The organism is Hominenteromicrobium mulieris (assembly GCF_046197855.1).
GTDB classification, from domain to species: Bacteria; Bacillota; Clostridia; order Oscillospirales; family Acutalibacteraceae; genus Hominenteromicrobium; species Hominenteromicrobium mulieris.
In genome coordinates this window covers 2,900,296-2,913,062 of record NZ_CP173188.1, presented here as the reverse complement: position 1 = coordinate 2,913,062, position 12,767 = coordinate 2,900,296, and the positions used below count along the sequence as shown (strand labels likewise).

The window sequence follows — 12,767 nt, the reverse complement described above, 5'->3', positions numbered from 1 at the left end:
GTTTTTTTATGAGCAACACGCAGGCAACCGTAGAAGATTTGATCGATGAATTGACCGACGTACTGGAGAAAGGCTGGCACCTTCCCTTTGCAGGCGGCAAATCGTTTATAGATAGCGAAGACGCAAAGCAGATCCTTGATGAGATTCGCGAGGCGATCCCGTCCGAAGTGCGCAAGGCGAAGGCCATCGTCGCAGACCGCGCCCAGATCATCAGCGAGGCACAGCGCGAGGCCGAGACCATCGTGCGCGTCGCAGAGGAGAAGGCAAAGGCACTCGTCAACCAGGAAGAGATCGTGCGCCAGGCACAGGCAAAGGCAAACGACATCATGGCGCAGACGCAGGAGAAGTTCCGCAGCATGCAGAAGGCCTCCAACGACTATGTGGAAGATCTGCTCCGCCGCACAGACGACGCGATGAGCGCCAACCTTGCAGAGCTGAGAAAGACCCGCCAGTCCATCCACGGCACGAGCGCACAGCAGTAATTTAAGAGCTTTAAACGGCAGTTCGCGACAGTTGGGCGAGCTGCCGTTTTTGTTAAAATGAGCGAACGGAAACGGCGGTTTAAAGTCTTTAGTCAAGTTTTCCTCGAGAAAACTTGCGGATTCTTAGGGCGGCGCCCTAAGTCGCCATTCGCAATGGCGAAATCCTTTTGCCTATCCAAAAACTAAGAAGGTAACCCAGTTGCATGGGTTCCCTGAAAGGGCGGCAGCGCCGCCCTTTTTATAAATGACCTACGTTTTCCACAAAAAGCGTGTAAATGGAGCCGCTTCCGAAAACCGGGAATGTGAACAAACTGCAAAAGTTTTTTTGCATGAGAATGCACAGAATTTTCAACATAACGCTATTTTGCCGAAAATCGGAAAATATACGAACAAAATCCAAGAAAAATATCGGAAATCCGCGTTTTTTCATCGAACATGGTAAACATAAATTTTTTTGCCGCGGGTTGATTTTCTATGTGGGATAAGGTATAATGGACGTGCAAGCAGCGAAAACCCTGCGGAAAACCGCATGGGCTTTGGATTTTCATTGCCTTTTCGCCCCGCTTGGCGCTCATCAGCCCGGCTTTTTTCGGGTAAAGTTCAATGAGGAGTGTCTGCCGGAACGCATCCGTTCCGCCGGACAAATATATCATGAGTGAAATTCATTTTGAGCATAAACCGGTGCTGTTCAAAGAGACCATCGAGTCCTTGAACATCGACCCGGAAGGCACCTATATAGACGGCACCGCGGGCGGCGGCGGCCACTCCGGCGCGATTTTACAGCGCCTGACAACGGGCACGTTGCTTTCCATCGACCGCGACCCGGACGCCATTGCCGTTGTGAAAGAGCGGCTCGGTAAGTATCCCGGCTCCGTCGTTGCCATGGGTAACTTCTGCGATATGGACAAGATCGCGTTAGAGCACGGCATCGTTAATGTCGACGGCGTGCTGCTCGATATCGGCGTTTCGTCCTATCAGCTCGATACCGCAGAGCGCGGCTTTTCCTACCACGCCGACGCCCCGCTCGATATGCGCATGAGCCAAAGCGGCACCTCGGCCGCAGACCTTGTAAACACACTCTCTTGGCAGGAATTGGCCGAGGTCATCAGCCGTTACGGCGAAGATAAAAGCGCGGTGCGCATTGCAAAGGGCATTGTGAAAGCGCGCGAAGAAAAACCGATTGAAACTACATTAGAGCTTGCGGAGATCATCCGCGAAAGCGTGCCGGCAGCGGTGCGCCGCGCGGAGGGCCATCCGGCCAGAAGAACGTTTCAGGCGCTGCGCATTGCGGTAAACGGCGAGCTGGACGCGCTCAAGAAGGGGCTTACGGCGGCGTTCGGGCTGTTAAAGTCCGGCGGCAGGCTTTCCGTCATCACGTTCCATTCGCTTGAAGACCGCATTGTCAAGCAGCAGATGAACAAGTGGTGCGAGGGTTGCACCTGCCCGAAGGATTTCCCCGTGTGCGTGTGCGGCAACAAGCCGAAGGGCAAGCTCATCTACAAAAAGGGTCTTGCGCCGAGTGAGGAAGAGCTTCGCGAAAACCCGCGCGCCCGCAGCGCAAGGCTGCGCGTTATTGAAAAACTGTGAGATTTTGAAAGATTAGGATATCCCTGAGAGAATACAGCTGAATTTGTTGGGATAAGTTTCCGAAAGGAGGAAACAACATGGCATCTACATCAAACGCATACGATTTTGATCTTTTCGACAGCAGAGATCACGGCAGCGCGGTACCGAAGCTTCCGGAGCCGAAAGCGCCCCAAAAACAAAAACAGAAAAACAATGTGGTGAAGCTGGATGAAAAACAGCTGCGCCGCAGTCACAGACACAGTGCAAATACGGTCAAAATGCTCATGAATCTTGCGGTAGTGCTGGTCATCGTCGGCGCCATCGGTGCGGTGGTGTTCAGTCAGGTGCAGCTCACGGAGCTCACCGATGAGATCAACACGGCGAACGAGAGCCTTTCGCAGGAGAAAAGCATTGCCATTCAGCTCGAAATGCAGGCGGCCTCCAAGCTCAATACGGAGGAGATCGAGCAGATCGCGCGCGAAAAGCTCGGCATGGAAAAGGTAGCGGACGGGCAGACCTCCTACATCAGCCTCACGCAGGATGATGAGGGCACCGTAGTGCAGGCCGAAAAGACACCGAACCTGTTGGACCGTATCTGGCAGGTCTTGCAGTCGCTCTTTTCCTGATTTAGCCTTTATACATACGAATTTTTTGCGGATACGCTGCTATTTTGCGGCATGAAAGAATACAAATGGGTTATGCGGCCCCCGGCAGAGGGGAATTTGAGAGGAGAGTTGAGAGTTTATTCTTAACTCTCATTTTTCGGTATACGGCAACTTTTGGCTGCGAATGAAGGGCGCAGCAGAAAGGACGGCATTTTTTACATGGCAAAATCAAATCGTTCCGGCGTCTGGCAGCGCACAATGGTCATCGTGGGCTTTGTGCTGGTGCTCGGGTTTGGCGCCGTTATCACAAACCTTGTCCGCCTGCAGCTTGTCAACGGCGAAACCTTAAAGACCGATGCGGTTGACCAGAGTTTGCAATCCACGCAGCTTACGCCCTCGCGCGGCACCATTTACGACGCCACGGGCACAAAGGTCTTGGCGCAGAGCGCCAGCGTGTGGACGGTCGCCTTGGAGCCGAACTACATCGACGAAGGCGACGACGTGAAGATTGCAAAGGGCCTTTCCGAAATTTTAGGGCTCGATTACGACGATGTCTTAAAAAAAGCGCAGCAGAACAGCTACTTTGTCTATGTCAAGCGCAAGGTGGAGACCGAGGTGCGCGATGAGATCGTGCAGTATATCAAGGACGAAAAGATCGGCCGCGGCATCACGCTGATGGAAGACTACAAGCGCTATTATCCCTACGGCACCACGGCTTCTACGGTGCTCGGCTTCACGGGCACGGATAACCAGGGTCTTGCGGGCGTTGAAACGGAATACGACAGCGAGCTTTCCGGCACGGCGGGTCGCCTTGTCAGCGCGAAGAACGCACAGGGCGATGACATGCCGTTCCAGTATGACCAATACGTGCAGGCACAGGACGGCTACGACCTTGTGCTCACGATCGACGAGACCGCACAGAGCATCGTAGAAAAGCATCTGCAGGCGGGCCTTGAGGCCTGCGGCGCGCTGGAGGGCGGCACGGCCGTTTTGATGAACGTCAAGACCGGCGCCATTTTGGCGCTTTCCACAAAGGGCGACTACGACCCGAACGACCCATTCACCATTTCGCAGGAGGCCGAGGACGCCATCCCGGAAAAGGTGGAAGACGCGCTGAAAAAAGCACAGGAAAAAGAGCAGCAGGAATTAAACACCTTACAGCTTGCCATCGATAACGCCGAGACCGACGAGGCGCGTGCGGAAGCGAAAAAAGCCCTTGCGGATTACGAGCGCATCGACGTCACCACACTGCGCGACGAGCTCACCGATCAAATGTGGGCCGAAGCGCAGAATAGGCAGTGGCGAAACAAAGCCGTCAGCGATACGTACTACCCCGGTTCCGTTTTCAAAATGGTCACGGGCTCCATGGCGATGGAATCCGGCGTGGCCTCCGAAGACTCCACGTACACCTGCACCGGCCAGTGGGTGTTTGATGATTCCACCATTGATCCCATCTACTGTTGGTACCACGCCGGTCACGGCACGGAAACGTTTGTGGACGGCATTTGCAATTCCTGCAACCCGTACATGATCTGGCTGGGTCAGAAAATGGGCCGCCACACGTTCTTCAATTTCTTTGAAGCCTTCGGCTTTACGCAGCGCACGGGCATCGACCTGCCCGGCGAAGCAGACAGCCTTTATTTTAGCGAAGACGAGCTCAATATCGTCGAGCTTGCAACGTCTTCGTTCGGCCAGAACTTCTCCATCACACCGATTCAGATGATCACGGCCGTTGCTGCCGTGGCAAACGGCGGTTACCTTGTGCAGCCGCACGTCGTAGACCGCATGCTGGACAGCGACGGCAACATTGTCAAAACGACCGATACAAGCTACAAGCGTCAGGTCATCTCCGAAGATGTCTCCAAGCGCATGACGGCCATTCTCCAGAAAAACGCCACAAGCGAAAGCGGCAAAAACGGCTATGTCGCCGGTTACCGCATGGCGGGCAAGACCGGTACGTCCGAAAAAGTCGCACTGTATTATCAGGATCTGGCAGAGGGCAACGACCGCGGCATGCAGTACGTCGTTTCCTACGGCGGCTACGCCCCGGCGGATGACCCGCAGTACGCCTTGCTCGTTTTCTACGATGAGCCGCAGATCGGCGGCGCGTCCGGCGGCACGCAGGCCGGCCCGATCTTCGCTGCCATCATGGAAGAGGTGCTCCCGTACCTCGGCGTAGACCCGCAGTATACGGAAGCGGAATATGAAAACCTCTCTGCCACCGCGCCGAACGTCATTGGCATGACCATGGCAGAAGCGAAAAGCCATCTGGAAGAGCAGGGCTTCAGCGGCACGGTTGTCGGCGACGCCGAAGACGACGCGCTCGTCACGGTGCAGGTGCCGTCTCCGGGCGCATCTATTCCGAAGGAAGGCATGGTTGCGCTTTACACCGAAGAGCCGGATCCCGAAACGTATGTGGAGGTACCGAGCTTCATCGGCTATGATATCGATACTTGCCGCTACTTGGCGGGCCTTGCCGATGTGCAGGTGCTCGTTGTGGGCGACGGCGATTCCGGCTACGCACAAAGTCAGGATATCGCAGAGGGCACCAAGGTCAAGCGCGGCTCCGTCATCCGCATTTCGTTTGTCAGCTCCGGCGGCGTCGAAGCGGCGGGCAACACCTCAACGAACAGCGAAGAGTAAAAACATACATTGAGAGGGTAGGAAAGGAAGTTCATAACGTATGGATATTGTACTGTATTGCCTTGCAATCGTCATTGCGGCGGTCATCACAGGGCTGCTCGGCTACTTCATGGTGCCGTTTCTGCACAAGATCAAATTTGGCCAGACTATTCGAGAGGTCGGCCCCAGCTGGCATAAAAATAAACAGGGCACGCCCACCATGGGCGGCATCATGTTCATCATCGGCAGCTCCGTCGCGGCGGTCATCTGCATCGCATTTTTGTGGCTGAACGGCGGCGCGGAAACGCAGCTCATGTTCGTCAAGGTCGTGGCGGGTGCGCTCATGGCGGTGGGCTTTGGTATCGTCGGTTTTTTAGATGATTACATCAGCATCAAAAAGCATCGCAACCTCGGTCTCACCGAGATTCAAAAGCTCATTTTGCAGTTCATCATCGTCGGCGCCTACCTGCTTTCCGTCGCACTTGCGGGCGGCACCACCGAAACGGTTATCCCGTTCCTTGGCTCCGTTGACCTCGGCTTCTTCTACTACATTCTGGCGGCTGTCTTCATCGTCGGCATGGTCAACGCCGTGAACTTCACAGACGGCATCGACGGCCTCAATACGTCCGTCACGCTCGTCGTCGCACTCGTCTTCTCTGTTATCGCGATGCTTTTAAACCGCGTGGGGCTTTCACTTTACGCGGCGGCCATCGTCGGTGCGATGATCGGCTTCCTGTTCTGGAACGCCAACCCGGCTAAGGTCTTCATGGGCGATACAGGCTCGCTGTTCCTCGGCGGCGCAGTATGCGCGCTGGCGTTCGGCGTGGATATGCCGATTCTGCTCATCCTCATCGGTATTATTTATATTGTAGAGATTCTCTCTGTTGTCTTACAGGTTACATACTTTAAAATTTCGCACGGCAAACGCATTTTCAAAATGGCGCCGATCCACCACCACTTTGAAATGTGCGGCTGGAACGAGAATAAGATTTGCTTCGTGTTCAGCGGCGTTACACTTTTTGCCGGTATCATCGGCGTACTTTTGGCGGTGTTCGGCTGCTAAACGCCTGAAAATGGGATAAAATAGAAATCAACTGAAAAAAGGAGGTTTGCAGCAATGGCGCAGACAAGACGTTCCACGGCGCGCGGGCTTGAACAGGTCCCAAGTCGCCGGTTATCCGCCGTGCCCGCAGAAGAGGCGGCATCCGAAGCCGCAAGGCGCGGCAAACGGCGCGGGCGCATCAAATATAGAATTTTCACTTTGGGTCTCGGCCTTGATATGACCATGCTGTTTTTGATCCTTGTGCTGCTTGCCGTGGGACTTGTCATGATGTTCTCCGCAAGCTATGCCTACGCGTATTACTACTACGGAAACAGCTATTACTTCATTCTCCGTCAGGGTATGTTCGCCTTGGTCGGTGTTGTGCTGATGCTTGCCATCTCCACGTTCGATTATCACCAGCTGCATAAACTGAACCTGCCCGTTTTCGCCGTCTCCATTCTTTTGCTTTTGATGGTGCTCGTCTTTAAGGGCACAAAATTAGCGCCGAACAAAGGCGGCGCGGTGCGCTGGCTGAACCTCGGCTTCGTCGAATTCCAGCCGTCCGAGATTGCAAAGTTCGCGCTCATCTTGATGTTTGCGCACCTCATCGCGCTGTACGGCGAAAGGATGAAAACCTTCCGCTACGGCTTTTTGCCGTTTTTCGGTATTTTGGGCCTCATCTGCGTGCTCGTCATCGCGGAAAAACACGTTTCCGCCACCATCATCATCTGCCTCATCGCGTTTATCATGATGTTCGTCGGCGGTACAAAGTTCCGCTATTTCGCCGTCATCGGCGGCGCGGCGGCAGCCGCCATCGGCGCGCTCGTGCTGTTTTCCTCAAAATTTGCCTACGCCATGGACCGTGTCCACGGCTGGCTTGATCCGTTCAACCCGCCGGAGGGCGTCGATACATGGCAGACGGTGCAGTCACTCTACGCCATCGGCTCCGGGCAGCTGCTCGGCGTCGGCATCGGACAGTCGAGACAAAAGTATCTCTACATCCCGGAGCCGCAAAACGACTTCGTTTTTGCCGTAGTGTGCGAGGAGCTCGGCTTCATCGGCGCGCTTATTGTCATTATCCTGTTTGCGCTTTTCATCTGGCGCGGCGTATATATCGCGCTGCATGCGCGTGACCGCTTCGGCACCATGCTGGCGCTTGGCATCACGTTCCAGTTCGGCGTTCAGGCTATCCTCAACATCTGCGTTGTCACAAACACCATCCCGAACACCGGCATCAGCCTGCCGTTCTTCAGCTTCGGCGGCACGGCGCTCATCATGCTTCTTGCGGAAATGGGCGTGCTGCTGTCGGTCTCGCGGCATTCCAATACAGAAAAAATGTAAAAGGGGTATTCAATTATGCGTGTGTTATTTGCAGGCGGCGGCACCGCCGGCCACATCAATCCGGCGCTTGCGGCGGCCGGTTATCTGCGCTCCAAGCAGCCGGATGCCGAAATCCTGTACGTCGGCAACAAGGGCGGCATGGAAGAGCGTCTTGTGCCCGCAGCGGGCTTCGATTTCAAAACCATCCGCATCTCGGGTTTTCAACGTAAATTAACGGCGAAGAACATCCGCCGCAACATCAAAACCGTGTTCCGCCTGTTCTCCTCGTCTATCGAGTCCGAGCGCATCATCAAGGCGTTTAAGCCGGATATTTGCGTCGGCACCGGCGGTTACGTCAGCGGCCCCGTCATTCGCGCCGCACAGAAGCTCGGCATTCCCACCGTCATCCACGAGCAGAACGCCTATCCCGGCATGACGACTAAAGCGCTTGCAAAGCACGCGGAGTGCGTCATGCTCGCCGTGGAGGACGCGAAAAAGTACCTCGACCGCAAAGATAACTGCGTCTTCACTGGCAACCCGGTGCGCGTTTCCGTTTTGCAGGCCGAGCGCGAAGCCGCCCGCAAGGCGCTGAATCTCGACGATCGCCCGCTTGTGCTGTCGTTCGGCGGCAGCCTCGGCGCAGCGGCGCTCAATAAAGCCGCGGCATACATGCTCGGTGAAAGCGCCAAAGAGAAGAAATACCAGCACATCCACGGCTACGGCCAGCACGATGAAAAATTCCTCGACGAAGTGCACGCAGCGGGTGTAAAGGAAGAAGAAAATCCGCAGATTCGCATGCTCGAGTACATAGACAACATGCCGGAGTGCCTCGCCGCCGCTGACCTCGTCATCGGCCGCGCCGGCGCCATCACCTTAACGGAGATCGAAGCCACGGGTAAGTGCTCCATTCTGATTCCGTCCCCGAACGTTGCCGAAAATCACCAGTTCCATAACGCCATGGCGCTCGTGAACCGCGATGCCGCCGTGATGATCGAAGAAAAAGACCTCACCGGTGAAAAGCTGTGGGAAACGGTGAACACCGTCCTTTCCGAGCCGGGCCGCGCCGAAGAGATCGGCAAAAACGCGAAAGCTATGGCCGTGCTGGATGCAAATGATCGCATTTACAACATCATTTGCGAAAAAGCAAAAAAGTAAACCGTAAAACGCATTTCAGGCGGACATACCCCAAAATTTTTCCGCTGCATACTATGACCGTATCCAAAGGCGCGCTTTCTGCCGCCTTACAGAATACGGGGTGTGTATATGGAAGAATATGAACTGGAACATACGGGCTGTGCCCGGCAGGAAGCGGTTTTGGTGCGCGGCGGCAATCGCCTTTGCGGCGAGCTCACCGTGCAGGGCGCGAAAAACAGCACGCTGCCGCTGCTTGCGGCGGCACTCCTCTGTGAGGGCGAAACGGTGCTGCACAACTGCCCCGCACTGTCTGACGTGCACACGGCAGTCACCATTTTGCGGCGGCTCGGATGCCGCTGTACCCACACGGGCGATACCTTAACGGTCTGCGCGGACGGCATGACCCGCTGCGATATTCCCCACAGCCTCATGCGGGAGATGCGCTCGTCCATCGTGTTTTTGGGCGCGATTCTGTCCCGCTGCGGCGAAGCAAGATTGTCGTTTCCCGGCGGGTGCGAGCTCGGCCCAAGGCCCATCGATCTGCATTTGGAGGCGCTGCGCAAGCTCGGCGCAGAAATTCGCGAAGAGCACGGTTGCCTGCTGTGCACTGCGCCCGGCGGGCTGCGCGGCGGGTTCGTCTCGCTTGCGTTCCCAAGCGTCGGCGCAACGGAAAACCTGCTGCTCGCCGCCGCCCGCGCCAAGGGCACAACGGTGCTCACAAACGCCGCGCGTGAGCCGGAGATTGAAGATCTCGCCGGGTACTTAAACCGCTGCGGCGCACACATTCACGGCGCGGGCGAAAGCTGCATCGTCATCGAAGGCGTGCCGCACCTTTACGGCAGCACATACACCGTCATGCCGGACCGCATCGCCGCCGCAACATACATGGCCGCGGCCGCCGTCACGGGCGGTACGGTGCTTCTGCGTGATGTCAACAGCGAGCACCTTTTGCCGGTTTTGTCGGCGTTTGAAAGCACCGGCTGCGCCGTAATGCAGTCCGGCAGCGAATTATTATTGCGCGCACCGCAGAGATTAAAACCCGTGCGCCACGTGCGCACCATGCCGTACCCCGGTTTCCCTACGGATGCGCAGGCGCCCGTCATGACCATGGCGGCGGTGGGGGACGGCACCAGTATTTTTGTAGAGAACATTTTTGAAAGCCGCTATAAGCATGCCGGTGAGCTCAACCGGCTCGGCGCGAAGATCAAGTTAGAGGGCAAGGTGGCTGTCATAGAGGGCGTGCCGCAGCTTTCCGGTGCGCCGGTCTCGGCAGAGGATTTGCGCGGCGGCGCGGCGCTTGTCATCGCAGGCCTTGCGGCGCAGGGCGAAACACAGGTGATGCACCCGCAGTACATCGACCGCGGCTATGCGCACTTTGAAGAGAATTTAAGGGCGCTCGGCGCAGACGTATACCGAATATAGAGCGAAAAGTAAGAGATAAAACGTGAAAAACGGAGGCTGAACATGGCGCGTACTCCACGCAGCGCAGCGGAAAAGCTCGCAATGAGAAAGAAAAAAAGCAGGGCGCTGCTCCTGTTCAATATAATCGCATTCAGCGTCGTCGTCATCGGCGCGGTCCTTTTGTGCATTTTCGTGTTTTTCAAGGTGGGCAACGTCACATTTACGTCAGATGCCGGCTACGATGAAGCCGATATCCGCCGCGTGTGCGGCATCAACGAGGGCGATAACCTCGTGCTGCTGGAAACGGAAAGCCGCGAAAAAGCGCTTGAGCACCGTTTCCCGTACATTGAAAGCGCAAAGATCGTAAAGCATATCCCTTCCACCATTGAAATTGAAATTACCCCCGCCGAAACGGCGTTTTCCGTCGCGTGCGACGCGGGTTATCTCTATGTAAGTGCTTCCGGCAAGGTGCTGGAGATCGCTTCACAGCCGTGCGAGGGCACGACTGTGGTGCTCGGGGCAAATCCCACGAACACAAAGCCCAGCGAAACGATCACGTTCGGCGATGATTCCGTCAAAGAAGTCTATAACGCCATCGCGGAGCAGATGACGAAAAACGAGACGCAGAACGTCACGGAGATCAACATGACGAACCCCTACGACCTTACGCTGACGTATGATAACCGCATCACGTTCCGTTTCGGCAACATGAACGGCATGTCCTACAAAATGGCGTTTGGCCTCGAGATGCTGCGTCAAATGGAAACGAGCGGCGAGATCACCGAGGAGACCGTCGGCTCCATCGATCTTTCCGTTGTGCCGGAGAAAAATAAGGCGTTTTACGAGGAAGACCGCACCGCAGCCTCCGCCACGCCCGCACCCGGTGATGCCGCAGGCCGCACGGACGGCTCAGACAGCACCGCAAACGGCGACGGGGAGAACGGCGATACTGCCAATCCCACGGGTGATGCCGCAGGCCGCACGGACGGCTCAGACAGCACCGCAAACGGCGACGGGGAGAACGGCGATACTGCCAATCCAACGGGTGATACCGACGGCATCACGGACCCCGCAGCAGACGACAGCGGTGACAACACAGGCGACGCCGAAAACGTGTAAAATTTGGAAGCGTTCCCCTGTTTTTCACAAGTTTTTCGGGTAATTTGAACAGCCCCGGTACCATAGATTTCCCGAAAACCGCTGTAAAGTAAAAATATTTGCAAAGGCCCACTTTTTTGCCGCTTTCATCTTGAATTTTGGCGGGAAAAGTGATAAATTATAGTGTATGAAGCTATGTAAAGCTGAAAGACTGTAAAGAACTGTAAAGGTATGGCCCTTTATGGGACGCTATCCGGCGGATTTGATCGAAGCTCGAGAGAAAACCGTTTTGAATCCGGAGGCGGCGTGATGAATGAAAATCCCGGATCCGTGCGGATCGTTAACGGTTAAAGACCAAATCAAGGAGGAACATAAAATGCCGTTTGAAATTGATAACATGCTTGAAGAGACCCCCCAGACCATTAAGGTCGTTGGTGTAGGCGGCGGCGGCGGAAACGCCGTAAACCGCATGGCAGATGCCGGCGTGCAGCACGTCGAGCTCGTCTGCATGAATACAGACCGTCAGGCACTGTCCCGCTCGCAGGCCAAGACCCGCGTGCAGATCGGTGAAAAGAATACACAGGGCAGAGGCGCAGGCTCCAAGCCGGAGGTTGGCGCAAAGGCTGCCGAGGAGAGCCGCGAGCTGATCGCAGCTACCCTCAAGGGCGCAGACATGGTCTTCGTCACCGCCGGTATGGGCGGCGGCACCGGCACAGGTGCAGCACCGGTCGTTGCAGAGATTGCAAAGGATATGGGTGCCCTCACCGTCGGCATCGTCACAAAGCCGTTCGCTTTTGAAGGCAAGCGCCGTATGGATCAGGCAGAAAAGGGCATTGCAGAGCTGCGCAAGCACGTCGATTCCCTCGTTGTCATCCCGAACGAAAGACTGAAGCTCGTCAGCGAGCAGCGCATTACGCTTGCAAACGCATTCAGCATCGCCGATGACGTTCTCCGTCAGGGCGTACAGAGCATTTCCGACCTCATCCAGATCCCGGGCATCGTCAACCTCGACTTCGAGGATGTCAAGTCCATCATGCAGGATGCAGGCTATGCACACATGGGTGTCGGCCGTGCGGCAGGCAAGGACAAGGCAGAGCAGGCAGCTGTTGCGGCTATCTCCAGTCCGCTGCTTGAGACCGCTATCGCAGGCGCTAAGGGCGTCATCATCAACATCAAGTCCTCTCCGGACATCGCCCTCGACGAGATCGATGTCGCGTCTCAGCTCATCACCGAGCGCGCAAGCGAGGATGCAAACATCATTTGGGGTGCTGCATTCGACGAGACGATGGAAGACGAGATGATGGTCACCGTTATCGCGACCGGCTTCGACGGCATGAACGGCGAAAAGACCCAGAAGCCCGCAGCCCCGGCTATCAGCGATGCAGACCTTTTCGGCAACCCGTCTGCGCCGAGCACCGGCAGCACAACTTCCGCGAAGAGCGACGATGATACCTTCTCCGACATCATGTCCATCTTCAACAGAAAGTAATTTAGAAT

Annotated in this window: 10 protein-coding genes; all 10 read left to right on the top strand. The window is 56.0% G+C overall.

The window, feature by feature from the left end:
• The first annotated feature begins 8 nt into the window (after positions 1 to 8).
• The 10 genes from ACI0CA_RS14390 (at position 9) to ftsZ (ending at position 12,759) form a co-directional block, all read left to right on the top strand.
• Positions 9 to 482 (top strand): ATPase, encoded by a 474-nt coding sequence (locus tag ACI0CA_RS14390; RefSeq protein WP_176819789.1) that lies wholly within the window; start codon positions 9 to 11, stop codon positions 480 to 482.
• A gap of 660 nt (positions 483 to 1,142) precedes the next feature.
• The gene (gene rsmH / locus ACI0CA_RS14385; protein ID WP_446806948.1) at positions 1,143 to 2,069 is read left to right on the top strand and encodes a 16S rRNA (cytosine(1402)-N(4))-methyltransferase RsmH; all 927 of its coding nucleotides are present in this window, start codon (positions 1,143 to 1,145) and stop codon (positions 2,067 to 2,069) included.
• Between the two features lie 77 nt (positions 2,070 to 2,146).
• Positions 2,147 to 2,674, top strand: a complete 528-nt coding sequence (locus tag ACI0CA_RS14380) for a hypothetical protein (RefSeq protein WP_343284550.1) — start codon at positions 2,147 to 2,149, stop codon at positions 2,672 to 2,674.
• A 198-nt stretch (positions 2,675 to 2,872) separates the two neighbouring features.
• Positions 2,873 to 5,296, top strand: a complete 2,424-nt coding sequence (locus tag ACI0CA_RS14375; RefSeq protein WP_446806684.1) for a penicillin-binding transpeptidase domain-containing protein — start codon at positions 2,873 to 2,875, stop codon at positions 5,294 to 5,296.
• A gap of 40 nt (positions 5,297 to 5,336) precedes the next feature.
• Entirely contained in the window at positions 5,337 to 6,338 is a 1,002-nt protein-coding gene (gene mraY, locus ACI0CA_RS14370) for a phospho-N-acetylmuramoyl-pentapeptide-transferase (RefSeq protein ID WP_395506854.1), read from the top strand.
• A gap of 54 nt (positions 6,339 to 6,392) precedes the next feature.
• Positions 6,393 to 7,658, top strand: coding sequence for a putative lipid II flippase FtsW (ftsW, locus tag ACI0CA_RS14365; protein WP_412264248.1), 1,266 nt, complete (start codon positions 6,393 to 6,395; stop codon positions 7,656 to 7,658).
• A 15-nt stretch (positions 7,659 to 7,673) separates the two neighbouring features.
• Entirely contained in the window at positions 7,674 to 8,792 is a 1,119-nt protein-coding gene (gene murG, locus ACI0CA_RS14360) for an undecaprenyldiphospho-muramoylpentapeptide beta-N-acetylglucosaminyltransferase (RefSeq protein ID WP_343284554.1), read from the top strand.
• Positions 8,793 to 8,900: 108 nt separating this feature from the next.
• Positions 8,901 to 10,193 (top strand): UDP-N-acetylglucosamine 1-carboxyvinyltransferase, encoded by a 1,293-nt coding sequence (gene murA, locus ACI0CA_RS14355; protein WP_308448532.1) that lies wholly within the window; start codon positions 8,901 to 8,903, stop codon positions 10,191 to 10,193.
• 42 nt (positions 10,194 to 10,235) lie between these two features.
• Positions 10,236 to 11,291, top strand: a complete 1,056-nt coding sequence (locus ACI0CA_RS14350; protein WP_412586251.1) for a cell division protein FtsQ/DivIB — start codon at positions 10,236 to 10,238, stop codon at positions 11,289 to 11,291.
• Positions 11,292 to 11,646: 355 nt separating this feature from the next.
• On the top strand, positions 11,647 to 12,759 hold the full coding sequence (ftsZ, locus tag ACI0CA_RS14345) for a cell division protein FtsZ (RefSeq protein ID WP_316523160.1): 1,113 nt from the start codon (positions 11,647 to 11,649) through the stop codon (positions 12,757 to 12,759).
• Positions 12,760 to 12,767 lie beyond the last annotated feature (8 nt).